The sequence below is a fragment of the Rhodococcus pseudokoreensis genome, from assembly GCF_017068395.1.
Taxonomy (GTDB): Bacteria; Actinomycetota; Actinomycetes; order Mycobacteriales; family Mycobacteriaceae; genus Rhodococcus_F; species Rhodococcus_F pseudokoreensis.
Window position 1 is genome coordinate 6,456,975 of the sequence record NZ_CP070619.1, and the last position, 26,867, is coordinate 6,483,841.

Annotated in this window: 22 protein-coding genes; 12 read left to right on the forward strand and 10 right to left on the reverse strand. The window is 68.6% G+C overall.

The window, feature by feature from the left end:
- Window positions 1-26: 26 nt before the first annotated feature.
- The 3 genes from JWS13_RS34590 to JWS13_RS34600 are packed head-to-tail and all read right to left on the reverse strand — an operon-like array spanning window position 27 to window position 2,050.
- On the reverse strand, window positions 27-1,064 hold the full coding sequence (locus tag JWS13_RS34590; protein ID WP_206009928.1) for a DNA polymerase III subunit beta family protein: 1,038 nt from the start codon (window positions 1,062-1,064) through the stop codon (window positions 27-29).
- Window positions 1,039-1,551, reverse strand: a complete 513-nt coding sequence (locus JWS13_RS34595; RefSeq protein ID WP_206009929.1) for a hypothetical protein — start codon at window positions 1,549-1,551, stop codon at window positions 1,039-1,041. Before JWS13_RS34595 ends, JWS13_RS34590 begins: the two co-directional genes overlap by 26 nt.
- 43 nt (window positions 1,552-1,594) lie before the next feature.
- Window positions 1,595-2,050, reverse strand: a complete 456-nt coding sequence (locus JWS13_RS34600) for an SRPBCC family protein (protein WP_206009930.1) — start codon at window positions 2,048-2,050, stop codon at window positions 1,595-1,597.
- Window positions 2,051-2,525: 475 nt separating this feature from the next.
- On the opposite strand from JWS13_RS34600, the gene hutH reads away from it, so the two are divergent.
- Complete coding sequence (hutH, locus tag JWS13_RS34605; protein ID WP_206009931.1) at window positions 2,526-4,073, forward strand: histidine ammonia-lyase; 1,548 nt, start codon at window positions 2,526-2,528, stop codon at window positions 4,071-4,073.
- Window positions 4,074-4,128: 55 nt separating this feature from the next.
- Window positions 4,129-4,992 (forward strand): alpha/beta fold hydrolase, encoded by an 864-nt coding sequence (locus JWS13_RS34610; protein ID WP_206009932.1) that lies wholly within the window; start codon window positions 4,129-4,131, stop codon window positions 4,990-4,992.
- A 20-nt stretch (window positions 4,993-5,012) separates the two neighbouring features.
- Here JWS13_RS34610 and JWS13_RS34615 read toward each other — a convergent pair whose 3' ends face one another.
- The gene (locus JWS13_RS34615; RefSeq protein WP_206009933.1) at window positions 5,013-6,269 is read right to left on the reverse strand and encodes an NAD(P)/FAD-dependent oxidoreductase; all 1,257 of its coding nucleotides are present in this window, start codon (window positions 6,267-6,269) and stop codon (window positions 5,013-5,015) included.
- Window positions 6,270-6,354: 85 nt separating this feature from the next.
- Entirely contained in the window at window positions 6,355-7,518 is a 1,164-nt protein-coding gene (locus JWS13_RS34620; RefSeq protein ID WP_206009934.1) for a helix-turn-helix domain-containing protein, read from the reverse strand.
- Between the two features lie 147 nt (window positions 7,519-7,665).
- Here JWS13_RS34620 and JWS13_RS34625 point away from each other — a divergent pair, with 147 nt between their 5' ends.
- The 5 genes from JWS13_RS34625 (at window position 7,666) to groL (ending at window position 12,863) form a co-directional block, all read left to right on the forward strand.
- Window positions 7,666-8,667 (forward strand): zinc-binding alcohol dehydrogenase family protein, encoded by a 1,002-nt coding sequence (locus JWS13_RS34625; RefSeq protein WP_206011857.1) that lies wholly within the window; start codon window positions 7,666-7,668, stop codon window positions 8,665-8,667.
- Between the two features lie 12 nt (window positions 8,668-8,679).
- On the forward strand, window positions 8,680-9,573 hold the full coding sequence (locus JWS13_RS34630; RefSeq protein ID WP_206009935.1) for a universal stress protein: 894 nt from the start codon (window positions 8,680-8,682) through the stop codon (window positions 9,571-9,573).
- 20 nt (window positions 9,574-9,593) lie between these two features.
- Window positions 9,594-10,373, forward strand: coding sequence for an HAD-IIA family hydrolase (locus tag JWS13_RS34635; RefSeq protein ID WP_206009936.1), 780 nt, complete (start codon window positions 9,594-9,596; stop codon window positions 10,371-10,373).
- Between the two features lie 80 nt (window positions 10,374-10,453).
- Window positions 10,454-11,008: a DUF6764 family protein gene (locus tag JWS13_RS34640; protein ID WP_206009937.1), complete on the forward strand. Its 555-nt coding sequence runs from the start codon at window positions 10,454-10,456 to the stop codon at window positions 11,006-11,008.
- 229 nt (window positions 11,009-11,237) lie between these two features.
- Window positions 11,238-12,863 (forward strand): chaperonin GroEL, encoded by a 1,626-nt coding sequence (groL, locus tag JWS13_RS34645; protein WP_087562199.1) that lies wholly within the window; start codon window positions 11,238-11,240, stop codon window positions 12,861-12,863.
- A gap of 120 nt (window positions 12,864-12,983) precedes the next feature.
- Here groL and JWS13_RS34650 read toward each other — a convergent pair whose 3' ends face one another.
- Window positions 12,984-13,190, reverse strand: a complete 207-nt coding sequence (locus JWS13_RS34650; protein ID WP_012689066.1) for a PspC domain-containing protein — start codon at window positions 13,188-13,190, stop codon at window positions 12,984-12,986.
- 735 nt (window positions 13,191-13,925) lie between these two features.
- Here JWS13_RS34650 and JWS13_RS34655 point away from each other — a divergent pair.
- Window positions 13,926-14,969: an alpha/beta hydrolase gene (locus tag JWS13_RS34655; RefSeq protein WP_206009938.1), complete on the forward strand. Its 1,044-nt coding sequence runs from the start codon at window positions 13,926-13,928 to the stop codon at window positions 14,967-14,969.
- Between the two features lie 73 nt (window positions 14,970-15,042).
- Window positions 15,043-15,876: an alpha/beta hydrolase family protein gene (locus JWS13_RS34660; protein WP_241032454.1), complete on the forward strand. Its 834-nt coding sequence runs from the start codon at window positions 15,043-15,045 to the stop codon at window positions 15,874-15,876.
- A 46-nt stretch (window positions 15,877-15,922) separates the two neighbouring features.
- On the opposite strand, the gene JWS13_RS34665 is transcribed toward JWS13_RS34660, so the two are convergent.
- Window positions 15,923-17,998, reverse strand: a complete 2,076-nt coding sequence (locus JWS13_RS34665) for a prolyl oligopeptidase family serine peptidase (protein ID WP_206009939.1) — start codon at window positions 17,996-17,998, stop codon at window positions 15,923-15,925.
- Window positions 17,999-18,065: 67 nt separating this feature from the next.
- Between JWS13_RS34665 and lpdA the strand changes: the two genes are divergently transcribed.
- Together lpdA and JWS13_RS34675 are read left to right on the forward strand one after the other, a co-directional pair.
- Window positions 18,066-19,469: a dihydrolipoyl dehydrogenase gene (gene lpdA / locus JWS13_RS34670; protein WP_124396050.1), complete on the forward strand. Its 1,404-nt coding sequence runs from the start codon at window positions 18,066-18,068 to the stop codon at window positions 19,467-19,469.
- A gap of 113 nt (window positions 19,470-19,582) precedes the next feature.
- Complete coding sequence (locus JWS13_RS34675; protein WP_206009940.1) at window positions 19,583-20,032, forward strand: DUF5709 domain-containing protein; 450 nt, start codon at window positions 19,583-19,585, stop codon at window positions 20,030-20,032.
- Here the strand turns inward: JWS13_RS34675 and JWS13_RS34680 are convergent.
- Entirely contained in the window at window positions 20,025-20,435 is a 411-nt protein-coding gene (locus JWS13_RS34680) for a winged helix-turn-helix transcriptional regulator (RefSeq protein ID WP_206009941.1), read from the reverse strand. The genes JWS13_RS34675 and JWS13_RS34680 overlap by 8 nt on opposite strands.
- 123 nt (window positions 20,436-20,558) lie before the next feature.
- Here JWS13_RS34680 and JWS13_RS34685 point away from each other — a divergent pair, with 123 nt between their 5' ends.
- Window positions 20,559-21,416 (forward strand): SDR family oxidoreductase, encoded by an 858-nt coding sequence (locus tag JWS13_RS34685; RefSeq protein ID WP_206009942.1) that lies wholly within the window; start codon window positions 20,559-20,561, stop codon window positions 21,414-21,416.
- Window positions 21,417-21,437: 21 nt separating this feature from the next.
- On the opposite strand, the gene atzF is transcribed toward JWS13_RS34685, so the two are convergent.
- Window positions 21,438-23,168, reverse strand: a complete 1,731-nt coding sequence (atzF, locus tag JWS13_RS34690; protein ID WP_206009943.1) for an allophanate hydrolase — start codon at window positions 23,166-23,168, stop codon at window positions 21,438-21,440.
- Entirely contained in the window at window positions 23,168-26,818 is a 3,651-nt protein-coding gene (uca, locus tag JWS13_RS34695; RefSeq protein WP_206009944.1) for an urea carboxylase, read from the reverse strand. Before uca ends, atzF begins: the two co-directional genes overlap by 1 nt.
- Window positions 26,819-26,867 lie beyond the last annotated feature (49 nt).

Consider the following 26,867-nt stretch of genomic DNA (forward strand, 5'->3'; position numbering starts at 1 on the left):
GCGCGCCATCGCGCCGCACCCACAGATTACGTGAGCGCTCCCGGCTGCAACGGCATCAGGAGAGAGTACGCACTCGCGGGGTCGGATGTGTGAACGGATCGTGGCCGGATGGCGAGGGGTGTGATGGGTCCACCGACCCGGAACGTCAACTGCTCGCCCGGCAGCGCGTCGACGGCTTCGAGGAGAAAACCGGCGTTCACCTGCACGTGGAAGCGGACGGGCTGCTCGGTGCCCGGGTGGCCGACGACGATCTCGCCCGATTCGAGAACCCCCAGATCCACCCGGTCACCCGCGTCGGCCAGGAGTGCGCGCAGGGTCGCCGAGGAGAAGGTGTGTTCGATTCCCGGGTCGCGGGGTGACAGGCCGCGATGGTCGGGGAAGGCGCCGACGACGAGACCGGTGGTGAGCTGTTCGCAGCCGCAGCGGAGGGTGATCGAGTCGGCGCCCACGACGACGGTCACCGTGCGGTGGCGTCGCAGCAACCCGGCAGCGTCGTCCAGGAACGTGCACGGGACGACCACGGAGATCGGGTCAACCGGCGGTTCGAGCACGGCCGCTGTTCCGACCGCCAGCCGGTAGCGGTCGGTGGTGACGAGCCGCAGCACGTCGTGGTCCGTCTCGAAGAGGCAGCCGCGCAGTACCGGGAACTCCGAGTCGGCGTCGGCGGCGAACCGCACCGCACCGACCGCGGCGATGAGGTCGGCGGTTCGGAGCACGACCGTCAACTCTCGGTCCGCTCGGGCGTCGAGCAGGCGGTGAATCCTCGTCAGTTCGCGGCGGGCGTCGTCCAGGCCCTGCTCGAGCCGGCCGAGATGCCGGTCCAGAAGTCCGTGGGCGTCGCTGCCGCTCAGCACGGCGCCCATCTCCTTTACCGGCATCCCCACCCGGCGCATCGCGGCGACGAGGGCGGCGGCGTCCACCTGCCGGTCCGTGTACCAGCGGTACCCCGTGCGCGGGTCGACCGCGTGCGGGGTGAGCACCCCGGCCTTGTCGTAGAACCGCAGCGCGCTGACCGATAGACCGGACGCGCGGGCGAGTTCACCGATGCTGAGCACGGCGCCCACTCTGCCCCGGCGGTCCGACAGTCGCGTCCAGTTCGGCGCGGAGGCGGGCGATGCCCCCGCGGATCATCCGTCCGTAGCCGTCGTCCGCGAGGTGTTCGCAGCACTGCGCTGCCCGATCGAGATGGTGGCGCGCCTCGGCCGACTGGCCGAGGGCGTGACGAGCGGCCGCCACGTTGAGGTGCAGCGACGGGTAGAAGCCTGCGACCGACAGGGACGAGTGATGCTCCTTCGCGCGGTCGTCGGTCAGGGAGTCGGCAGCATCCAGGGCTCGCAGGTCCCAGCGCAGTTCCTCGGCGGGGTCCGTCTGGACGTCCGCCATGTAGTGGGCCAGCGTGACGACGTGCAGCGGGTCCGGCGCGATGTCGCCGGAGCCCTGGAGGGCGTCCCACACCTCCTCGAAGATGCGACGGGCGCCCTCCCGGTCACCCGCTACTGCCCGTTCCTGCCCCTGCGCGATCCTCGCCATGACGGCGTCCGGTCTGTCCATGCAGACAACGCTGAGGCCTCGACCAGGTCGAGGGTCAACCCGGCTACTTGCCCTCGGCCGCCGACTTGATCCGGGCGAGGGTGGTGTTCATGCCGTTCACCAGGTCGACCTCGAAGTCCTCGTTGCCGCCGAGGACGGTCTTGACGAGGAACTGCGACACCTTGGACGTTCCGGTCGGGGCTTCGCGGCGCTCGATGACCTTGGTTCCGCTTGCGGTCTGCTCGAGTTCGTACGACCAGATGGTGCGGTTCTCGAGGATCCGGAAGGCGATGGCCTTGTTCGGCTGGAACGTCACGACCTTCGACGTGGTCGGCCACACGAGGAGGCCCTTACGGTTGATGTTGACGGTTTTCGTGCCCTCTTCGACGACGCCGCCGAGGACGCGCATCTTGCGGCACTGGGGGCTCCACTCGCCCATCCGCTTGAGATCCGAGACGACGGCCCACACGTCTTGCGGGGTCGCGTCGATGTCGATGCTTGCTTCGAGGGTGGTTGCCATCGGCTGCTCCAGTCAGGGAAGGTGGTACGTAAGGTAACAATTACTTTGGCGTCATGGTAGGCCCTGTGGCCAGAGGGCTGTGCGGTAGGTCACTGGATTCTCGTCCACACTGCAGTTTTCCAGCACTTCCGCGCGCCTCATCGAAACCGTGTAACCAAAGGGGCACGATTGGCGATGAGTCAATAGTGCGACGAACTGTCGCCGATGCAATGGCGCAAATCGGAAAGTTGTCGAGTCGGTGTTCGGAAGTGATCGGTAGTGAATGTTCATTCGATCCTGCGGTGGGACCGCAGCCCTCTCCCTCTACTCGAATCAGCCCGATTGCAAGGACGTCCGTCCTCGTGGCCGAGTGAAAAACTCGAACGTCTGATGACGCCACGCGAAATCGAGGAAGCTCTCCGCGGCCGGTCGTAGACACGGTCGTGGCTCCCGCAATCCCGTCACTCTCCGCCCGGACCCGGGGGAGACTGGGGTTGTGGGAGCCGAAGAGTGTGTCGTGGTCGGAACCGGTGCGGTCTCCGCCGAAGAAGTGATCCGGGTGGCGCGCCACGGTGCGCCGGTGCGGATCTCGCGCGACGCGATGTCGGCGATGGCGGAAACCCGCAAACGCATCGAGGCGCTGGCCGAGGACCCGAAGCCCGTCTACGGCATCTCGACGGGGTTCGGGGCCCTCGCCACCCGGCACATTCCCTTCGCCCTGCGCACGCAACTGCAGCGCAGCCTGGTCCGCTCGCACGCGGCGGGGTCGGGTCCCGAGGTCGAGCGAGAAGTGGTGCGGGCCTTGATGTTGTTGAGGTTGTCGACGCTGGCCACCGGGCGGACGGGGGTGCGGCCGGAGGTCGCGCAGGTCTACGCCTCGCTGCTGTCGGCGGGGATCACTCCGGTGGTGCACGAGTACGGCAGCCTCGGGTGCTCCGGTGATCTGGCGCCGCTGGCTCATGTCGCGCTGGCGGTGATCGGTGAGGGCACGGTGCGCGGCGCGGACGGCGCACTCGTGCCGGCCGCGAGTGCACTGTCCGCTGCGGGGATCGCGCCGGTGGTCCTCGAGGAGAAGGAGGGGCTCGCCCTCATCAACGGCACCGACGGCATGCTCGGCATGCTGGTGCTGGCGTGCGAGGACCTGCGCGCGCTGCTGCGGTTGGCCGACGTGACGGCGGCGATGAGTGTGGAGGGGCTGCTCGGCACGGACCGGGTGTTCGCCCCCGATCTGCAGGCGCTGCGGCCGCACCCCGGTCAGGCCCGGGCCGCCGCGAACATGGTCCGGTTGCTCGCCGGCTCCGAGATCGTGCAGAGTCACGCCAACCCGAGTTGCACGGTGGTGCAGGACGCGTATTCGTTGCGGTGCGCGCCGCAGGTCGCGGGTGCCGCGCGGGACACCCTGGCGCACGCCGAGCGGGTGGCGTCGTGGGAACTGGCGAGCGCCGTCGACAACCCGGTGGTGACGCTCGACGGGCGGGTGGAGTCGAACGGCAATTTCCACGGGGCGCCGGTCGGGTACGTCCTGGATTTCCTGGCCATCGTGGTCGCGGATGTGGCGAGCATGAGTGAGCGCCGCACCGACCGGTTCCTCGACGTCGCGCGCAACCACGGGTTGCCGCCGTTCCTGGCGGACGATCCGGGTGTGGACAGTGGTCACATGATTGCGCAGTACACGCAGGCGGCGATCGTGTCGGAACTGAAGCGGCTGGCGGCGCCGGCGAGTGTCGACTCGATTCCGTCGTCGGCGATGCAGGAGGACCATGTGTCGATGGGGTGGTCCGCTGCCCGGAAGCTGCGCCGGGCGGTCGACGGGCTCACTCGGGTCCTCGCCGTCGAGGCGTTGACTGCCGCTCGGGCGCTCGACCTGCGGGCGCCGCTCGCACCGTCGCCGGCGACGGGGGCGGTGCGGGACACGATCCGCGAGCATGTCGCCGGGCCGGGAACCGACCGTCACCTAGCGCCGGAGATCGAGGCCGCGGTCGCCCTCGCCGCCTCCGGCGCACTGGTCGCGAGCGCGGAGTCGGTGGTGGGGCGGCTGGACTGACGCCGTTGAAGTCTCGAGTCTCGCGAATTACCGTGGACTGCAGGAGATGGTCCGCATGACACTCGCGGAATTCGACACACGCCGGAAGACCGTCGACACCGACCGTGGACCGGTCAGCTACCTCGATTCCGGTACCGGACGGGTGGCGTTCTTCATTCACGGCGTCGGCACGTCCGGCTACCTGTGGCGCAACGTGATCCGTCAGCTCGAGGACGAACGACGGTGCATCGCCCTGGACCTCCCGCTGCACGGTCACACCCCCGCCGCACCGGATCAGGACTTCACGCTGGGCGCCCTGGCCGACGTCGTCGCGGCCACCTGCGACGCGCTGGGCCTGGAGAAGGTCGACGTCGTCGCCAACGACACCGGCGGCGCGGTCGCACAGATCTTCGCCGCCCGGCACCCCGACCGGTTGTCGACGCTGACGCTGACGAACTGCGACACCCACGACAACGTGCCGCCGAAGGCGTTCCTGCCGGCCGTGTTGCTGGCCAGGGCCGGACTGCTCGCCCGCATCCTGCCGCCGTTGACGAGGAACGTGACGAGGGCTCGTAATCTATTGTACGGCACCGGGTATCAGAACGTGCGTTCCCTGCCGGAAGAGATCGTGGCGGCGTACGTCGAGCCGCTGCTCGGCACCCGCGACCGTGCGCTGCTCTTCCAGCGCTGGATCGCGTCGCTGAATCCGCGCGACCTGCTCGCGGTCGAGTCGGACCTCGCGGCGCTCGAGGTGCCCACACTCATCGTGTGGGGCACCGGGGACCTGTTCTTCCGGACCTCGTGGGCCTACCGGCTCCGTGATCTCATTCCGGGTGCGCGGGAAGTCGTGGAGATCCGGGGCGGCAAGCTGTTCTTCCCCGACGAGCGTTCACGCGAACTGGTCGTCGAACTGCGCAGATTCTGGGCGGCCCGGTCCTGAGCCGGGTTCAGCAGCCTGATTCAGCGCAGCGGGTCGAAATGCCGCATGACGGCGGGAACCTCGCCGCCGGTCATGGAGTCGGCCATCATGCGTCCGGTGAGCGGCCCCAGCGCGATGCCCCACATGCCGTGGCCGCCCGCCACATGCACACGAGGGGAGCGGGTGCCGCCGACGAGCGGAAGTCCGTCGGTGGTGCAGGGCCGCGATCCGACCCACTCCTCCCGACGCGATTCCCAGTCGATGCCGGTGAACATGGGCGTCGCGGCCGCGATGATCGCCTGCACCCGGCGCGGGTCGAGAGGGGCGTCGGGACTGCGGAATTCCATCATTCCGGCCACGCGGAAACGGTCGTGCAGCGGGGTGCACGCCACCCGCTGGGTGGGGAAGTAGATCGGGTTCTTCGGCATCTGCTCGGGCTGGACACTGAAGCTGTACCCGCGGCCGGCCTGCACCAGGGCGCGGACACCGAACGGGCGGGCGAGAGTATTGAGGTGTGCGCCGCCGGCGAGGACGACGGAATCGGCGGTGACCGTGTCGCCGGAAGCCGCGGCCAGCCGGACGCCCGACTGCCCCTGATCCTGCACCGCCACCACGTCGAAGCCGGACCTGATCTCGCCGCCCCGGGCGCGGACCGCGTCGGCGAGCGAATGCACGAAGCGCGGCGGGTCGATGAAGCGCTGGTTGCGCAGCCGCAGCCCGGAGTGCACGCCGTCGCCGAGACTCGGCTCGAGAGAGTGGATCTCGTCCCGGTCGACGCGGTCGTACTCGACCTCGCCACCCGCGGCTTCGACGTGCCGGAACTCGTCGACGAGCACTTCCCGGTCCTCGTCCGACTTGAACGCGGTGAGGAACGGATCGGCGAGATGCGTGTGCTCCCGCACGCCGCCGTCCGCGAGTTCGTCGTAGGCGCCCAGGGAGATCCGGTTGACCTCGGCGTACACCTTCATCGCGTCAGCCCACCGGGAGGGAGTGCAGTGCCGGGCGAAGCCGACGAGGAAACGCACCAGCCGCAGATCGGTCGTGAACGGAACGTAGACCGGTGAGGACGGATTCAGCATCGCGCGCAGGCCGTACCGCAGCACGGCCGGTTCGGGCAGCGGCAGCGTCAATGCCGGTGCGAGCCAACCCGCATTGCCCCACGACGCATCCGCCGCGACACCCGTACGGTCGACGACGGTGACGCGCACGCCACGCTCCTGGAGGAACCACGCCGTGGACAATCCGACGACGCCTGCTCCGACGATCGCGACATGGTCAGGGCGCTGCACTGTGTTCATGACTCCATGATCGGCGGGCGACGGAGCCGGGGCAGTAGCCGTTCGGCCAATCCCGGACAGTGCCCCCTGTGCAATCGGCCAGGGGTCACAAATCCCGCAGTCCCGTCAGCTTCAGGTGCAGCATCAGGATGAGCCGGGTGTCGGCGTCGGCCAGGTCCACGTCGCACGAATCGACGCAGCGCCGCAGCCGATTCCTCAGCGTGTTGGGGTGCACGTGCAGCGCGGCGGCGGCATCGGCGACGTCGCCGCCGTGCGCCAGGAAGGCGCGGGCCGTGGCGACGAGATCCGTGCCGTGCTGCTCGTCGTGCCGAATGAGCGCGGCGAGCGGGGTGAGCTCGCCCAGGCCGTCGAAGATGTCGGCGACGCGCAACGCCAGCACGGACGCGAGACTGTCCCGCATCGTCCCGGCGACACCACCGGACCGGGCGTGCTGCAGCACCGTGAGAACCCGGTCGGCGTCCCCGCGCGACAGGTGCGCCTGGCTGGCCGTGCTCACCTCGCGTCCGACGGCGACCACGAACGTGGCCCCGCTGCGGGCGCGGCCGAGGAAGTCCTCGGCGAGGCGCCGGACGTCCTTCTCCGACGCGGCGATGACCACGTAGATGACGTCGTCGAGTTGGGCGGCCACCGAATCGACCGCCAGCGTGTCGAGGTACAGGCCGAGGGAGGCGAGCAAACCGGACGGCAGCGGGCGCCCGATCGCGACGGGCGCGGCCGCCGCGACCGTCAGCCGTCCCTCCAGCCGGAGGTCGTCGGCGGCACGGAAAGCGGGCTCGCCGCCGTTGATCAGCGCACGGACGCGGTCGACCTGCATCCGGCGCGTCACGTCCACCCGTTCCCGCTCCGCCGCGATGTGCTCGGCGACGACCGGGACCGCGGACCGCAGAATCGATTCCTGTTCCGGGGTGGGGGCCGACGTCATCGCCGCCCAGATCGACCCGACCGACCGTCCCGCGTCCCGCACCGCGATCACCGCGCGGGGAGTCATGTTCGGCAGCCGCATGTCCACGTAGAAGACGTCGGTGTCCCGGTGCAGACGCTCGAAGACGCCCGCGTCCCCGAGGAGTTGCCGGTACTTCCCTGGCACCTGCCGTCCCAGGATGGTCTCGATGCGTGCTTGGTCCACGGCCTGCTCGCCGCTCGAATAGGCCAGGACCGTCGAGTTCTCGTCCTCGATCGTGATCGGGGCCCCGATCAGCTCGGCCAGCGACCCCGCCACCGTGAACAGGTCTTCACCGCGTAGGTCCATGGGTGCGAGCCTAGTTGCCGGGCGCGATCCGGCCGGGTCTTCGCCGCGGTCCGTGTCCTCGAGACACGGGTCTCTTCGGTCCTGGCGGTGGCCACCCGTCACGGGCATTGTGGGGGTATGGCGGCGACGCAGGGCGGAACCGGAACGATGACCGCGTGGCGCGTGGTCGCTCCGGGCCCCGTCGCGGGCCACCCGCTGGAACGGGGCCGCGAGCGAATCCCCGAGCCGGGACCGGGCGATCTTCTCGTGAAGGTCCTCGCGTGCGGAGTGTGCCGCACCGACCTGCACGTGACGGAGGGGGATCTTCCCGTGCACCGGCCCCGGGTGACTCCCGGCCACGAGGTGGTGGGGGAGGTTGCCGCACTGGGTGATTCGGTGACCGGGTCCTTCGCCGTCGGGGACCGGGTGGGCATCGCGTGGCTGCGGCACACGTGCGGACAGTGCGCGGCCTGCCTGCGCGGCGCGGAGAATCTGTGCAGGCAGTCGCAGTACACGGGATGGGACGCGGACGGCGGGTACGCCGAGTTCGCGACGGTCCCGGCCGGCTACGCGCTGCACCTGCCGGAGGGGTACACGGACACCGAACTCGCCCCGCTGCTGTGCGCCGGGATCATCGGTTACCGGGCACTCGAACGCGCCGCGGTCCCCGTCGGCGGCGCGCTGGGCATCTACGGGTTCGGCGGCAGCGCGCACCTCACCGCCCAGGTCGCGTCGACGCGCGGCGCCCGGGTGCACGTCATGACACGAGGGGCGGAGGCCCGGGCGCTGGCGGAGCGACTCGGGGCGGCATCCGTGCAGGGCGTACGCGACACACCGCCGGAGCCCCTCGACTCCGCGATCCTGTTCGCCCCGGTCGGCGACCTGGTGCCCGTCGCGATGGAGGCGCTCGCCGACGGCGGCACCCTCGCCGTCGCCGGAATCCACCTCACCGACATCCCTGCGCTGGAATATCAGCGGCACCTGTTCCGGGAACGACAGATCCGCAGCGTCACCGCCAACACCCGTTCGGATTCCGTCGAATTCCTGCGCATCGCAGCGGAACACCGGCTGAGCATCGACACCCACCCGTACCCACTCGACCACGCCGACCGGGCACTGAAGGACCTGGCAGGCGGAAAGTTCAGCGGTGCAGCAGTTCTCGAGCCGTAGAGGGAGAGAGATATGAGCGAACAAGCAGGGTCACCCGTCGTCGTCGGTATCGACGGTTCCCGCGCCGCGCTCGACGCGGCGCGCTGGGCCGCGGGCGCGGCGGTCCGGCTCGGTGCCCCGCTCCTGCTCGCCCACACGTACCCGGACGAGGCCACGTTCTACAACGGCACCGCGATGATGATCGACGCCCAGTTCATCCAGGAACTGCGCGAGGACGGCAACACGATGCTCGACGCCGCCACCGCCGCCGCCCTGCAGGATCACCCCGGACTCGCCGTCGAGCGCGACGTCCGATCCGGGACCGCGGCGTCCCACCTGATCGAGCTGTCGCGGGCAGCGCGGATCGTCGCGGTCGGTGCGCAGGGTGCGGGTGCGGTCACCGACTATCTCCTCGGATCCACGGTCCTGCGGACGGTCAACCACGCGCACAGCCCGGTCGCGGTGGTCCGGGGAGCGCCCGCGCCGGCATCACCGGACGCGCGCCCGATCGTCGTCGGCGTGGACGGCAGCCAGGTCAGCGAGAAGGCCGTCGAGGAGGCGTTCGCGCTCGCGTCCGCGTTCGGGGTCGGTCTGGACGCGGTGCACGCGTGGAGCGGGGAGAAGCAGCACGGGCTCGCGCACGCATCGAAGTACGTCGACTGGGCCGCCTACGAAGAAGGGGAGAAGGCCGTCGTGTCCGAATGCCTCGCCGGCGCCCGCGACGAGTATCCCGACGTGCCGGTGACCGAGGTTGCGACGCAGGGGGCGTCCGCCGACGTCCTGCTGCGGCACGCGGCGACCGCGCAACTACTGGTCGTCGGTAGCCACGGCCGGGGCAAGGTGATGGGTGCCCTGCTCGGATCCGTCAGTCAGAATCTCGTGCATCACGCTCCCTGCCCCGTCCTCGTCTGCCGGACTCGGCAGTGATGCCGGGATAGGCTCCTGTCATGGCTGGGGTCGAGGGTGTCCTGCTCGATATCGACGGTGTGCTGGTTACTTCGTGGCATCCGATCGACGGCGCCGCCGCCGCGGTGCGGGAGGTGCGCGACCGCGGACTCGCGTGCGCGTACCTCACCAACACGACGTCGAGGACGTGCGACGAGATCGCCGACGCCCTCCGGTCGGCGGGCATCGAGGCCGACTCCGACGAGATCGTCACCGCGGCGCGGCTCACCGCCGAGTACGTCCGGTCGACGTATCCCGGGTCGCGGGCCTGGGTCCTCAACAGCGGCGACATCACCGCCGATCTGTCCGGGATCGAACTGGACGACGAGAACCCGGAGGTGGTGATCCTCGGCGGCGCCGGGCCCGAATTCACCCACGGCGCACTCAGCCGTGTGGTCGAGTTGATGCTCGACGGCGTCCCCGTCGTCGCGATGCACCGGGGCACCACGTGGGCCACCCACGACGGGCTGCGCATCGACACGGGCACCTACCTCCCCGGGATGGAGGAGGTCGCGGGAACCAACGTCGTGTCGGTGGGCAAGCCGTCGCTCGCCGCGTTCCTCACCGCCACCGATCTGATGGGTACGGGACCGGACGTGACGATGATGGTCGGCGACGACCTGACGGGTGACGTCCTGGCCGCGCAGCGGGTGGGACTCACCGGGGTCCTGGTGCGGACGGGCAAGTTCCGCCAGTCGATTCTGGACCTCGTCGCGCAGCGGCCGGACCACGTCGTCGACTCGGTCGCGCAGCTGCCGAAGCTCCTCGACGAACTCGCCTGAGCGGGGTCCGGGACTAACCGGCCCGGAGCGGGTACTCTCGCGGCGAATCCTCCAATTCGACGTTCCCAGAAGGAGCTTCCATGCTCGCTGTCTCCACCCCCGTCACCTCGACCGCCTCGGCATCGCGTACTCGTATCTCGACTCTGTTCGGCCGACGGCTGGCACGTGTGGGAGCGGCGATGGCCGTGGGTCTGGGCGTCGCGGCGGGAATCTCGGTGGCCGGCACAGGCGTCGCCGGTGCGGCCCCCGTCAACTGCGTCTCCCCGCCGTCGGCCAACGACGTCCAGGTGTCGGACACCGCGAGCTGCGGCGCCAAGGCGACCGAGGCGGGCACCGCCCACGCGATGGCCGCGGACAGCGGCACCGCGGTGAGTGTCGCCAACGGGCACAGCGGCGCCACCACGTACGCCAACGGATACGGAACGTCGCTCGGTGCGTCGACGGGCTCGGGTCAGGCGTACGCAGTCTCGCTCGGCGGCGGCATCGCCCGTTCCGGGGCGGCCGACGGCACCACCACCGTCGCGATCGCGGGCTGGGGTTCGGGTGCGACTGCCGACGCGAACGGCGTCGACTGCGTCGGCGCGCTGTCCCTCGCCTTCAACCTGAACACCGGTCAGGTCTGCGCGATGCGCTGATCGCCCCGGCACAGCGCTTCCGTCCCGACCTTGCACTCACCCTGTTCGAGTGCTAAAAATGCACTTGGCACTCGCCACGGGTGAGTGCCAGGTCGGGACGGTGAGACCGGGAACCACAGACACCCCTGGTCGTCCGTCGCGGGCACCGAACTCGGCCGAAGGCGTAAATGAGGCGACCCGACTAGCGGTCGCCTTGTGTGTCACCCCCAATCCGGAGGATCACTTCGCAATGGCCAAGATCATCGCGTTCGACGAAGAGGCCCGTCGCGGCCTCGAGCGGGGACTCAACGCCCTCGCCGACGCAGTCAAGGTGACGTTGGGCCCCAAGGGTCGCAACGTCGTGCTCGAGAAGAAGTGGGGCGCCCCCACGATCACCAACGATGGCGTGTCCATCGCCAAGGAGATCGAGCTCGAGGACCCCTACGAGAAGATCGGTGCCGAGCTGGTCAAGGAGGTCGCCAAGAAGACTGACGACGTCGCCGGCGACGGAACCACCACCGCTACCGTTCTCGCCCAGGCTCTCGTCCGTGAGGGCCTCCGCAACGTCGCTGCCGGCGCCAACCCGCTGGGTCTGAAGCGCGGCATCGAGAAGGCCGTCGAGGCCGTCACCGTGCGTCTGCTCGAGACCGCCAAGGAGATCGACACCAAGGAGCAGATCGCTGCTACCGCTGGTATCTCCGCAGGCGACCCGTCCATCGGCGAGCTCATCGCCGAGGCCATGGACAAGGTCGGCAAGGAAGGCGTCATCACGGTCGAGGAGTCCAACACCTTCGGCCTGCAGCTCGAGCTCACCGAGGGCATGCGCTTCGACAAGGGCTACATCTCGGCGTACTTCGCCACCGACCCGGAGCGTCAGGAAGCCGTCCTCGAGGACGCGTACATCCTGCTCGTGAGCTCCAAGATCTCCACGGTCAAGGACCTGCTGCCGCTGCTGGAGAAGGTCATCCAGTCCGGCAAGCCGCTGGTCATCATCGCCGAGGACGTCGAGGGCGAAGCCCTGTCCACCCTGGTGGTCAACAAGATCCGTGGCACCTTCAAGTCCGTGGCCGTCAAGGCTCCCGGCTTCGGTGACCGTCGCAAGGCTCAGCTCGCCGACATCGCCATCCTCACCGGTGGCGAGGTCATCAGCGAAGAGGTCGGCCTCTCCCTGGAGACCGCCGGACTCGAGCTGCTCGGCCAGGCACGCAAGGTCGTCATCACCAAGGACGAGACCACCATCGTCGAAGGCGCGGGAGACCCCGAGGCCATCGCCGGTCGCGTGTCCCAGATCCGCGCCGAGATCGAGAACAGCGACTCCGACTACGACCGCGAGAAGCTGCAGGAGCGCCTGGCCAAGCTGGCCGGTGGCGTTGCAGTCATCAAGGCCGGCGCTGCCACCGAGGTGGAGCTCAAGGAGCGCAAGCACCGCATCGAAGATGCCGTGCGTAACGCCAAGGCTGCCGTCGAAGAGGGCATCGTCGCCGGTGGTGGCGTGGCTCTGCTGCAGTCGGCTCCCGCACTGGACGACCTGAAGCTCGAAGGTGACGAGGCCACCGGTGCGAACATCGTTCGCGTCGCCCTCGAAGCACCGCTGAAGCAGATCGCCTTCAACGCGGGCCTCGAGCCCGGCGTCGTTGCCGAGAAGGTTCGCAACCTGCCCGCGGGTCACGGCCTCAACGCCGCGAACAACGAGTACGGCGACCTGCTCGAAGCCGGCATCAACGACCCGGTCAAGGTCACCCGCTCCGCGCTGCAGAACGCAGCGTCCATCGCGGCTCTGTTCCTGACCACCGAGGCCGTCGTCGCCGACAAGCCGGAGAAGGCCGGAGCGCCCGTGGGCGACCCGACCGGCGGCATGGGCGGTATGGACTTCTAAAGGCGGCTACGCCTCCCGTGCGTGGCTGAGGAGTCCCCGGACTCGTTTCCCACTCACGGGCACGAAGTGCTCCGAAAGAGCCCGGGACACCAACTGGTGTCCCGGGCTCTTTTCGTCGTCTCAGTGTCCGGCAGGCATCAGCATCCAGGCGGCGAGGTAGACGAGGGCCGCGGTGCCACCGGTGACCAGGGTGGCCACCACGGTGAGCAACCGGACGAGGTTGACGTCCACCGAGAAGTACTCGGCGACGCCGCCGCAGACGCCTGCGAGCATCTTCTGACTGTCGGAACGGGTGAACTGGCGGGGAGTGTTGCTGTCGAATGTCATGCCTCCATCCTGTTCGCCGAATCCGGCCCGCACCATCGGGATGTACCCCGATCTCCACCCTGGTCTTTCACCCTGAGCAGCGGCGACGCGCCGAAGAGCTCGATATCCCACACTTCTGGTCGAATGGGTGTAAGACTGAAAACTTTTGTTTACATTTGTCCTTTTTCTGGACAAATGGGATGCGTGTATCACGGCCAAAGAAGAGACGTGCGAAATTTGCCCACTCTTCTTTTCCTCGGCAGGAAATTCAAGGGCAACGACAAGAAAATGTGCGGAAACGGTGAAGCGAAGTATGTTCTGTCGCTCCTCGATTACGGGAACGGGAATCCGGTGGTTGAGGTCTCGTCGTATCCGCTGGTGGCACGGCGTGTTTCGGAGGTAATTGGGGATTAGCCGGTGTCAGATCAACGGTTCTTCGTTAAGTCAACGATCGCAAATGTTTACCACTTCGTGCTTATTCGGAGCGAAAACTCGGGTACAAATGACGGAGCCCCTGATCGCAGGGGGAGTTCGAAAATCCACTGCGTCGAATAGGAGTAATACTATGTCCGACAGCCTTTTGGGTCTGCTCGAAGCGCTCACCACACTGATCGGCTTCCTCGGGTCCGTCGGGGGATAGGGACACCCCGTTTCGACCCCACTTCTGAACGAGAGCTGGAGTTCACATGACATCATGTGGGCTCCAGCTCTCGCCTCTACGGAGTCGGGCAGGCGACGTCGCAGCGAAGGAGAATGATGGTCAACCGCACTGCAGCGGGTAGGTACGGGATGCGCTTGGCGCTCGCGGTCGCTCTGACGACGGCCATTCCCTGCCTCGGGGTCCAGGCGTCCGCTTCCGCCGATCCCGCCGAAGACGCCACCGTCGCGGCCGGCGGCTCCCACCTGGTGAGCACCGACCCGATCGACGACCGGCAGTCGACCATTCACGTGTACTCGGCCTCCATGGACCGGGAGATTCCGCTGCGGGTCATCACCCCCGCGGACACGAGCGCCCCGAGGCCGACGCTCTACCTGCTCAACGGTGCGGGCGGCGGCGAGGACTCCGCCACGTGGCAGGCCCGGACCGACGTCGTCGACTTCTTCGCCGACAAGAACGTCAACGTCGTCACGCCCATGGAGGGCGCCTTCAGTTACTACACGGACTGGGAACAGACCGACCCCGAACTGGGCAACAACAAGTGGACGACGTTCCTCACACAGGAACTTCCGCCGATCGTCGACTCCGCGCTCGGCACCAACGGCGTCAACTCGATCGCCGGCATCTCGATGGCCGGTAGCTCCGTGCTGAGCCTGGCGCAGGCGGCGCCCGACCTGTACCAGAGCGTCGGCGCCTACAGCGGGTGCGCGATGACCAGTACCGACCCCGGCCGCGCGTACGTACAGATGGTCGTCGAGGGCCGCGGCGGCGGTGACACCTCCAACATGTGGGGTCCTGAAAACGGTCCCGGCTGGGCCGCCAACGACCCGTACATCAACGCGGAGAAGCTGCGCGGACTCGACATCTACGTCAGCAACGGATCCGGGCTGCCCGGGGCCGGCGATCAGCTGAACGCGCCGGGAATCAACGGCGACGTCGGAACGCTCGCCAACCAGATCCTCGTCGGCGGCGTCATCGAGGCCGCCACCAACCAGTGCACCCACGCGCTGGCGGACAGGCTGAACGAACTGCAGATTCCCGCGACGTTCGACTTCCGGCCCACCGGCACCCACTCCTGGACCTACTGGCAGGAAGACCTGCACAAGTCGTGGCCGATGCTTGCCGCGTCGATCGGCCTCTAGCGTCCGGTCTCGGAACAGAATCGACCCCCGCAGATCCCGGATCTGCGGGGGTCGAGCCGTCTAGTCTGACGAAGTGGAGACAGTACCGATCCAGATGCCCGACGGAACCACCACTCCCGTTCGCCTGTTTCCCGGCCCGGACGACGCCCCCGTGATCGTGGTGTTTCCCGGCCTGGGAATTCCTGCCGGCTACTACGAACCCTTCGCCGAGGAACTCGTGTCCCGGGGTTTCAACGCAGCGATCGGCGAACTCCGCGGCCAGGGCGACAGCCGCCCCCGCCCGGGCAGCGACAGCACGTACGGCTACCACGAACTGGTGGCCCTCGACTTTCCCGCGATCTTCGAGGTGGTGCGGGAACGGTTTCCGGCCGCGACGCCGTTCCTGCTCGGGCACAGCATGGGCGGTCAGCTCGGCGTGATGTACGGGGCACGGATCCGGGGCCGGCTCGGCGGGATCGTGCTCGTCGCATCGGGGTCGCCGTATCACCGCGGGTTCCCCGGCATCCACGCCCCGCGGATGCTCGTCGGCGCCGCGGCGATGTCGATGACCGCCAATCTGGCCGGGTTCTGGCCCGGCGACAAACTGGACATCGGCGGGTTCGGACGGCAGTCGAAGGTGCTGATCACCGACTGGTCGCGATTCGCCCGCACCGGCAGGATCGAACCCGACGGCGCCGATATCGACTACGAGGAACGCATCGGCCGGCTGAAACTGCCCGTGCTGTCCGTGACCGTCGAAGGGGACGATCTGGCTCCGGAATCGGCGGCGAAGAACCTCCTCGCGAAACTCCCGAACGCCGACGTCACCCTGTGGCACCAGCCGCAACCGCTCGGCCACAACGGGTGGATCCGCGAGCCCGCGAGCACCGTCGACCGGATCGTCGACTGGATCCATGACCACACCTGACCTGTGAGTACTTATTAACCGCGGGCGGTTAATAAGTACTCACAGGTCAACGGGTGAGCTGCTCCCACAGGAACGAGAACGTCAGCGCCGATTTGAACGCTGCCTGCGCATTGTCCGCGGCCCCGCCGTGCCCGCCCTCGATGTTCTCGTAGTACCAGACCTCGTGGCCCTGCTCTTCGAGCAGCGCCGTCATCTTGCGGGCGTGGCCGGGGTGGACGCGGTCGTCGCGGGTGGAGGTGGTGACGAGGATCGGCGGGTAGTCCGCCGCCGGATCGGTGTTCTGATACGGCGAGTACTCGCCGATGAACTTCCAGTCGTCCGGGTTGTCCGGATCGCCGTACTCGGCCATCCACGACGCCCCGGCGAGCAGCAGGTGGTATCGCTTCATGTCGAGGAGCGGAACCTGGCACACGATCGCGCCGAACAGTTCCGGGTAGCGGGTGAGCATGACGCCCATGAGCAGCCCGCCGTTGCTGCCGCCCTGGATTCCGAGTTGCTTCGACGTCGTGATGCCCCGGGCCACGAGGTCGCGGGCGACGGCGGCGAAGTCCTCGAACGCCTTGTGTCTGCCCTCCCGCACCGCCTGGGTGTGCCACGACGGGCCGTACTCGCCGCCGCCGCGGATGTTCGCGACCACGTACGCGCCGCCGCGTTCGAGCCACGCGAACCCGACCGACCCGCTGTACCCGGGGACCATCGAGTTCTCGAAGCCGCCGTACCCGTACAGCATGGTGGGGCAGGGTCCGGTCACGTCGTCGCGGCGCACCACGAAGTAGGGGATCTCGGTTCCGTCGTCGGACACCGCGAAGTGCTGCGACACCGACATGCCGTCCGCGTCGAAGAACGAGGGCGCCTGTTTGACGGGTTCGAGCGCACCCCCGACCGAGCCGTACAGCAGCGTCGCCGGCGTGGTGAAGCCGCTGGAGTTGACGAAGAAGTCGTCGCCGGTGCGCGGGTCGGTGCTGATGATCCCGCTCGCCGTGAGTTCCGGGACGCCGTCGAGAGGCTTCTCCTCCCACCCGGTGTCGTTCGGCGTGAGCACCGACAGCTTGGTCTGCACGTCCGACAGTCGCACGAGGAGGAGGTGGTTCCTGGTCCACGTTCCCTGTTCGAGGGACGTGTGCTCGTCCGGGGTGAACAGTGGCGTCAGCTCACGGGACCCGGCGAGGAAGTCGGCGTAGTTCGCGGCGAGCAGCGACCCGGCCGGGTAGACGGTGCCGTCCACCTCCCAGTCGGTGCGCGGACGGATGGTCAGCCACTCGCGGTACACGGACGACCCCGCGTCGTCCGGGGTGTCGATCCGGACCTTCGACCCGTCGGGGAGCAGTTCGTAGCGTTCGGAGTTGTAGAAGTCCATCGACCGGCCGACGAAGTGCCGCTCGTATCCGGGGGTGTCGTCGTACGACGCGCCGACGGACACGTCGGTGGTCTCGCCCTCGAAGACGGTGACCGCCTCGGTGAACGGGGTGCCGCGATGCCAGCGCTTGGCGATTCTCGGGTAGCCGGAGTCGGTCATCGAGCCTTCGCCGAAGTCGGTCCCGACGTACACGGTGTCCTCGTCGATCCAGCTGATGCTGGTCTTGGCCTCGGGGACGTCGAAGGCGTGGTCGCCGCCGACGAATTCGCGCGTTTCGAGGTCGAATTCGCGCACCACGGACGCGTCGGCGCCGCCGCGGGAGAACGACAGCAGGGCCCGTGACTGCTCGGGTCGCAGCACGCTGGCTCCTGCCCACACCCAGTTCTCGCCCTCCTGTTCGGCGAGTGCGTCGACGTCGAGCAGGATGTCCCACTCGGGGTTCTCGGTGCGGTACTGCTCCAGGGTGGTGCGCCGCCAGATGCCGCGCTTGTGTTCGCCGTCGCGCCAGAAGTTGTACAGGTACTCGCCGCGCATGCCCGCGTAGGGGATCCGGTCGTCCGTGTCGAGCACGTCCAGGATCCGGCTCTCCAGCGCGGAGAACCCGGCGTTCTCGGTGTACTCGGCGAGCGTGCGGGCGTTGCGCTCCCGCACCCAGTCGAGTGACCGTTCCGCGGTGACATCTTCGAGCCAGAGGAAGGGATCCGTCATGGCGCCATTCTTGCAGGCGGTGTCGTGCCTGGTCGCGGCGGGAAAGGTGTGACGCATGAGGCTACCCGCGGGTAACGCGACCGCGTGGAGACAGCGAATCGGGACGGGACTACCCTGAACAACCGTGACCTCACACTATGACGTCGTTGTCCTCGGAGCCGGTCCCGGTGGGTACGTCGCTGCTATCCGCGCGGCACAACTCGGACTGAGCACTGCCATCATCGAGCAGAAGTACTGGGGCGGTGTGTGCCTGAACGTGGGCTGCATCCCCTCGAAGGCTCTTCTCCGCAATGCCGAACTTGCGCATCTCTTCACAAAAGAGGCCAAGTTGTTCGGTATCTCGGGTGAGGCGTCCTTCGACTTCGGCGCAGCGTTCGACCGCAGCCGCAAGGTTGCCGAGGGCCGCGTCAAGGGCATCCACTTCCTGATGAAGAAGAACAAGATCCCCGAGTACGACGGCAAGGGCACGTTCACCGACGCCAACACCATCGAGGTCGCGCTCACCAAGGGCGGCACCGAGACGATCACGTTCGACAACGCGATCATCGCCACCGGCAGCACCACCAAGCTGCTGCCCGGCACCGAGCTCAGCAAGAACGTCGTCACCTACGAAGAGCAGATCATGACCCGGGACCTGCCCGGATCGATCCTCATCGTCGGCGCCGGCGCGATCGGCATGGAGTTCGGGTACGTCCTGAAGAACTACGGAGTCGACGTCACCATCGTCGAGTTCCTCGACCGCGCGCTGCCCAACGAGGACGCGGACGTCTCCAAGGAAATCGAGAAGCAGTACAAGAAGCTCGGCGTCAAGGTCATCACCGGCGCCGCCGTGCAGAGCATCGACGACGACGGCTCCAAGGTCACCGTCTCGATCAAGAACAACAAGTCCGGCGAGACCGAGTCGGTCGTCGTCGACAAGGTGATGCAGTCCGTCGGGTTCGCACCCCGCGTCGAGGGCTTCGGCCTCGAGACGACCGGCGTGCAGCTCACCGACCGCGGCGCCATCGGCATCACCGACACCATGCAGACGTCGGTGCCGCACATCTACGCCATCGGTGACGTCACGATGAAGCTGCAGCTGGCGCACGTCGCCGAGGCGCAGGCCGTGGTGGCCGCCGAGACGATCGCCGGCGCCGAGACGCTGCCGATCGACGACTACCGGATGATGCCGCGCGCGACGTTCTGCCAGCCGCAGGTCGCCAGCTTCGGTCTGACCGAGCAGCAGGCCAAGGACGAGGGCTACGACGTCAAGGTCGCGACGTTCCCGTTCGCCGCCAACGGTAAGGCGCACGGCCTCGGGGATGCCACCGGCTTCGTCAAGCTGATCGCCGACACGAAGTACGGCGAGCTGATCGGTGGCCACCTCATCGGCCCCGACGTCTCCGAGCTGCTGCCCGAGCTGACCCTCGCGCAGAAGTGGGACCTCACGGTCAACGAGCTGGCCCGCAACGTGCACACGCACCCGACGCTCAGCGAAGCCCTGCAGGAGGCCATCCACGGTCTCGCCGGGCACATGATCAACTTCTGACCCGAACACCGACGAGGGCCCGCACAGTCTCTGTGCGGGCCCTCGTCGTTTCCGGCCGGATCGGTTCCGCGATCCGATGGCGAACTGCCCGCCGCGATGGCATCGTGGGGAAGATGACCATGCCGGACAGCACGCCAGAAGGATCCGAGGGCGAGTACAGCCTGGACGAAGAGGACCAGCTGCAGCCGGAGGACACATTGGTCGACCGAGGTGTGGACGACGTTCTCGACGAAGGGTATTCGCCTCCGGAGAAGCCGCTCGGGCTCGACGCGTTCGGAACGACGGCCGCCGAGCAGCGTGAAGGGGAGACCCTCGACCAGCGGCTCGCCGAGGAGGAACCGGATCCGGCGTTCGAGGAGGACGAGAACGCGGAGATCCTCGACGACAACGAGGTCGGACGGCAGCGTTCGGGCCGGCTTCTCGCCGAGGACGAGGGTGTGGGGGAGGACGAGGAGAAGGATCTCGTTGCCTTCGACATCGGAATCGACGGGGGAGCGGCGTCGGCAGAGGAGGCCGCGGTCCACATCGTCGACGAAGAGTCCGATCTCGACGAACTCAGCTGACGCCGCGACTGGCGTCGTACTTCTCTTGCGCCGCCAGAACGTCGGGTACGCGCGACTCGACCAGTTCGATCAGTTCGATCAGGCGTGAACCGACCTCGGCGCCGAGCGGCGTGAGGCTGTATTCGACCTTCGGCGGGATGGCCTCGAGCACGTCCCGGACGACGAGGCCGTCCCGTTCGAGTGCCTGCAGTGTCTGTGACAGCATGCGTTCGCTGACGCCGTCGACGCGTCGGCGGAGTGCGCTGAATCGGTAGTTGCCCTCGGACAGAGCCGCGAGCGCGAGCACACCCCAGCGGCCGGTGACGGTCTGCAGGGTCTCGCGCGACGCGCAGTTGCGAGCGAAGACGTCCGCTTCGAGGGTGCGGTCTTCACTTTCCTGTGCTGGGTGCGCGGGTTCGGACATGCGCCCAGTGTATCCCACGAAGGGGAAGCACTTACTAGAGTGTTTGCACTTACGAAAAATTAGTGCATGATGGAAAGTGAGCTTGAACAGTCAACTCGCACCACTACGCGCTAGGAGTTCGTCATGACCATCGCCGTCACAGGAGCAACCGGACACCTCGGCAGGCTCGTTGTCGAGGCACTGCTCGACAAGGGAACGCCCGCCGCCGACATCGTCGCCGTGGTCCGCACCCCGGCCAAGGCTGCGGACCTCGCGGACCGGGGGGTCGAGGTCCGGCAGGCCGACTACAGCGACCGTGCCGCGCTCGAGACCGCATTCGCCGGCGTCGACAAGCTGCTGCTCGTCTCCGGCAGCGAGGTCGGACAGCGGGTTGCCCAGCACGCCAACGTGATCGACGCCGCGAAGGCCGCCGGGGTCGGCTTCGTCGCCTACACCAGCGTCCTCGACGCGCAGAACAGCACGATCGGGCTGGCCGTGGAACACCGCGCCACCGAGGATCGGCTGACGCAGTCCGGGATCGACTTCGCGCTGCTCCGCAACGGCTGGTACTGGGAGAACTACCTCGGCAGCATTCCCGCGGCGGGCGAGACCGGTGCGCTGTTCGGCAGCGCCGGGACCGGTGTCGTCGCCGCTGCCGCCCGCAAGGACTACGCCGAGGCGGCCGCCGCCGTTCTGCTCGCCGACGGGCAGGCAGGCAAGGTCTACGAACTCGGTGGCGACGAGCGCCTGACGTACAGCGAAGTGGCGGACGTCATTTCCTCCGTCATCGGAAAGCCGGTGTCGTACAAGGACCTTCCGCAGGCCGAGTACGCCGCGGCGCTCGAGGGTGCCGGCCTGCCCGCACCGATCGCGAGCATGCTCGCCGATTCCGATGCGGGCGTCGCCGTCGGCGCTCTCGACACCGAGAGCGGCGACCTGCAGAGGCTGATCGGCCGCAACTCGACCCCTGCCGCCACCGCCCTCGCCGTGAGTACTTCTTAACGTCGGGCGGTTAAGAAGTACTCACGGGCGCGAAGCGGCATAGGCGACCCAGCTCCCGAACTCGGTGATGTCCGTGGCCCCGTCGACCGCGTCGTGTGTGCAGCTGAAGCCGACCACGGCGCGGCCGTCGGACAATTCGACGCTCGTCAGGGCCATCGGGGCGGGCAGCGCCGCGAGGAAGCTGCCCAGCCCCGCGGCGGACACCCGGAACAGTTCCCCGGAAATCGGGGAGCCCGCGCCGGGACCGCGGCGGACGAGGCCCGGCTTGGGCGGGGTGGTGTCGAGCGCGGTGAGCCGGTACGCATCCGTGGTGGTGACGGTGCCGACGAAGCGTGCCCCGATGTCCTCGAGCTGGAAGTGCAGGGGCTGCCCGCGCAGGTGCGCGCCGAACACGGCCAGTTCCACCCCCTCCTCGACGAGGGTGGGCGCGGGTGCGCCGAGGAGGCGGGCGGCGAGGTCGACGGCCACCTGATCGGCGAACGCCGGCACCACGAACATGACTCCGAACGGTTCGCCGGCGGCGGTCGGGGCGCCCGGGACGGCGACCGCCGCCATGTCGAGCAGGTTGCAGAAGTTCGTGTACGTGCCCATCCGCCGGTTGATGCCGATCGGATCCGCTTGTACGGCAGCGATGGTCGGGTGTTCGGTGGTGGTGGGCAGCAGGAGTCCGTCGAAACCGGCCAGCAGATCGCGCGTCTGCGCCTTGACGCGGGTGAGCGTGTCGAGGTCGGCGGCGAACTCGTGACCCGCGGGCTGGCGCGCCGACTCGACGATGGCGGTGACCACCGGATCGGCGCCCGCCGGCGCCGTGTCGAGGAATCGCCCGACGGCGGTGTACCGCTCGGCGACGACGGCGCCGTCGTACAGCAACCGGGCGGCGTCGAGCAGCGGGGAGACGTCGACCGCCTCGACGGCGAACCCGCGGTCTGTCAGCGACGCGACCGTGTCGGCGAACGCCGCGCGGTACTCCGGCGTCAGCAGCGCGAGGTTCGCTTCCGTGGGAATCGCGACGCGTGCGTGTGCGGGCGCGGCGAGCCGGACGTCGGACGGCCATGCGCGGCTGCGCGGGTCCGCGGCCGCGGGGCCCGACATGATGCGGGCGGCGGTCACCGCCGTGTCGAGTTCGGCGGCGAACACGGTGACGCAGTCGTAGTCGACGCACGCGGGAACGACGCCGTCGGCGGGGATGGCGCCGAGCGTCGCCTTGATCCCGACGAGACCGTTGAACGCAGCCGGGACCCTGCCGGATCCCGCTGTGTCGGTGCCGATTCCGATGTCGGCGATACCGAGGGCGACGGCGACGGCGGAACCCGAACTGGATCCGCCCGACACGCGTTCGGGGTCCCACGAGCACCGGACGGCGCCGTACGGACTGCGTGTCCCGACCAGTCCGGTCGCGAACTGGTCGAGGTTCGTCTTCCCGAGTACGACGGCGCCCTGGTCGACCAGGCGGCGCACGGATGTCGCGGTGACGCCGGGGAGATAGGCGAACTCGGGGCACGCGGCCGACGTCGGGAGCCCGGCGACGTCGATGTTGTCCTTGACCGCCACGACCTTCCCGGCCAGGGGCAGGTGCTCGCCGGCGTCGAGGCGGGCCTGCACGGCAACGGCATCGGCGTGGACGTCCTCGGCGGGCCGGAGGGTGATCCACACCTCCGGGCGGTCCACCTCGGCGATTCGCCGGAAAGCGTCCTCGACCCGGGCGGTGGGGGACAGGCCGGTGTGTCCGCGGTTCACGGCATCGACAGTCATCAGTTTTCTGCTCCAATCACGACGAGAGGGGTGCCCGGTTCGACGATCGCGCCCGGTGACACGAGGACTTCGAGGACAATGCCCGGCGAGGTGAACGCGACCGGCATCTCGAGTTTCATCGCCTCGAGCACCACGGCGTTCTGGCCCGCGTCGACGCGCTGCCCGGCCTCGACCTCGACGCGCCACACGCTTCCGACCATCGGTGCCTCGACGACGACGGCGCCCGGCGGGAGGTCGCCGCGTGCGGACGGCTCGGGTGCGGGGGCCTGTTCGACGCGGTCGAATTCGCCCGACGCACGCCACGCCGCCTTCTCGATGTCGAACGCCGCGGACTGCCGGGCGTCGAACGCGGCGATGGATTCGGCGTTGTCCTTCAGGAACTTCAGGTGGTCGGCGAACGCGAACGTGCCGTCGGATATCTCCGCGTCGAACCGCCCGGCCACCGCCTGCGCGCGGTACTCGCGCAACTGCTCCGGGGTGACAGGTTCCCACACGATGCGGTCGAAGAACCGGAACATCCAGGGTTTGCCCTCGTCGAACGGGCGGTGCTGCCGGTAGCCCGACCAGATCGGGACGGTGCGGCCGATCAGCTGGTAGCCGCCCGGCGACTCCATCCCGTAGACGCACAGGTACTTGCCGCCGATCCCGACGGCGTCGGACGGGGTCCAGGTGCGGGCCGGGTTGTACTTGGTGGTGACCAGGCGGTGCCGCGGGTCGAGGGGCACGGCCAGGGGTGCGCCGAGGTAGACGTCGCCGAGCCCCAGCACCAGGTATTCGGCGTCGAACACGGCGTCCCGGACGTCGTCGACGCTGTCCAATCCGTTGATTCGCCGGATGAATTCGGTGTTCGACGGCAGCCACGGCGCCTTTTCGCGCACCCCGCTGCGGTAGCGGTCGATGGCCTCCGCGATGGACGGGTCGTCGAACGACAACGGCAACCGGACCGTGCGACTCGGAACCACCAGATCGTGCGTCGCCGGCAGCAGTTCCTCGATGTCCTGGAGGATGTCCAGCAGTCGTCCGGCCGGGAGGCGGTCGGCGTCGAAGTGCAGGTGCAGCGACCGGACACCCGGGGTGATGTCGACGATGCCCGGGACGTGGCGCCGGACCAGCGCCTCCGACAGCGCGTGGACGCGCATGCGCAGCCCGAGGTCCAGTTCCCGGTCCCCGTATTCGACGAGGACGTTGTCGTCGCCGGCGCGCAGGTACGCGACCTCCGGTCGGTCCAGGATCGGCGCGATGCGGTGCAGCACCCCGCCGTCGCTGTGCGCCGACCGGGTCGCCTCGGGTGGAACATCCAGTCTGCGAGAAGAATCCGACGCTCGCAGCGAGTGCGCACCGTCGTCGGAGACGGCGACGAACCGCACGCTGTCGCCGGGCCGGATCTGCCCGAGCTTCCACCGGTGGGCCTTGGACACGGTGAGCGGGCACGCGAAACCGCCGAGGCTGGGGCCGTCGGGGCCGAGCAGAATCGGAGTGTCGCCGGAGACGTTGAGGGCTCCGACGCTGTACGGGTTGTCGTGCAGGTTCGACGGGTGCAGTCCGGCGTCGCCGCCGTCGGTCCTCGACCAGACCGGTTTGGGGCCGTCGAGTCGGAGTCCGGTCCGGTTCGCGTGGGTCTGGACCTTCCAGGCGGTGTCGTAGAACTGCGCCATGTCGGAATCGGTGAAATAGGCGGGTGCCGGCTGCGGTCCCTCGGTGACGGCGAGATGCCACACGTGCGTGAACTCCGGGCGCGAGTCCTCCGGGACGGGATGCGGCGCGCCGAGACCCGTCGTGTTCTCGAACAGCGAGTCGTCGAACAGGCCCAGCACGTCGCCTGTGGCGACGGCCTTGCCCGTGATGCCGCCGAACCCGCCGAGCGTGAACGTGGCTGCGCTGCCGTGATACAGGGGGGCGTCGATCCCGCCCCGGAACGCGACGTACGTGCGCAGGCCTGTGTCCGCCGGAGTGCCGATGTCGAGTACGGACCCGGCAGACACTTCCACCGGGTGCCACAGGGGGATCGGCTCGCCGTCGAGGGTGACCGGGGCGTCGGCGCCGCCCACGCAGATCACGGTGGCGTCCGAGAACACCAGGCGCGGCCCCTGCAGGGTGCATTCGAGCCCCGGTGCGCCGGCCGGATTGCCGACCGCCGTGTTGACCAGCTGGAAGGACAGGTCGTCCATCGGCCCGGACGGGGGAATTCCGACCTCCCACAGACCGATTCGGCCGGGGTGGTCCTGCACGGTGGTCATCGTGCCCGCGCGGAGGACGTCGACGCGGCGTCCGGTGGGCCGCAGATCGGCCAGCGACTGCGTGGTGTGCTCGGCGTCCAGGACGGTGTCGGCGACGCAGATCCGCCGGAGCTGGGGCAGGTTGGTCTGGATCCCGTAGATATGGGTGTCGGCGAGCGCCTCCGCGAGGGCGGCGAACGCCGCCGTGCGCCGGTGCCCGCGGGTGATCACCTTCGCCAGCATCGGGTCGTAGTACGCGCTCACCTCGGTGCCCGTGTCGACCCACGTCTCCACCCGCGTGTGAGCCGGGAACTCCACACCCGTGAGGCGTCCGGCGCTGGGACGGTAGTCGTGGCCGGGGTCCTCGGCGTAGATGCGGGCCTCGACGGCGGTGCCCCTGATCTCGGGTCCGGAGTCGGGCAGCCCGTCCAGCATGGAACCGTCGCCGCGGGCGAGCCTCAGCATCCACTCGACGAGATCCACCCCGGTGACCTCCTCGGTCACCGGGTGCTCCACCTGCAGTCGGGTGTTCATCTCGAGGAACGACGCCTCACCGCGGTCCACGTCGTAGACGAACTCGACGGTTCCGGCCGACCGGTAGTTCACCGAGGACGCGAGACCGCGGGACGCGCTCAGGAGTTGTTCCACCACCTCGTCGGAGAGTCCGGGTGCCGGAGCCTCCTCCACCACCTTCTGGTTGCGGCGCTGCAGCGAGCAGTCGCGGGTGCCGAGGCTGAGCGTGCGGCCGCGGCCGTCGCCGAACACCTGCACCTCGATGTGCCGGGCGCGGGCCACGAAGCGTTCCAGGAACACCCCCGAGGAGGAGAAGTTGGCCTGGGCGAGGCGCTGGACGCGGTCGTAGGCTTCGCGGAGTTCCGCGGCGTCGAAGCACGCCTGCATCCCGATGCCGCCACCGCCGCCGACCGCCTTGATCATCACCGGATAGCCGATGTCGGAGGCCGCGGACATGGCGGCGCCGGCGGAGTCGAGGAGCCCGCTGCCCGCGACGAGCGGGACGCCGACGGCGCGAGCGGCCTCGCGTGCGGTGTGCTTGTTGCCGAAGGTGCGCAACTGTTCGGGGGTGGGACCGACGAACGCGATGCCCGCGGATTCCGCCGCGGCGGCGAACGCGTCGTTCTCCGACAGGAACCCGTACCCGGGATGAATCGCACCGGCGCCCGTGGCGAGTGCGGCCTCCACGACGGCGTCGGCGCGCAGATACGACTCGGGGGCGGGAGCCGGGCCGAGCCGGACGGCGACGTCGGCCATCTCGACGTGTGCGGCCGCGGAATCGGCGTCGGAGTACACCGCGACCGTCTTCAGTCCGAGGAGGTGCGCGGTTCGCATGATGCGGCAGGCGATTTCGCCCCGGTTCGCGACGAGCAGGGTGTCGAAGGAGTACTCGATCGGCGGCGTATTCATCCCTGTGGACATGGTTGTATACGCTAAGGACGAGGTGTTTCACCGAGATTTCTCGAAGTAA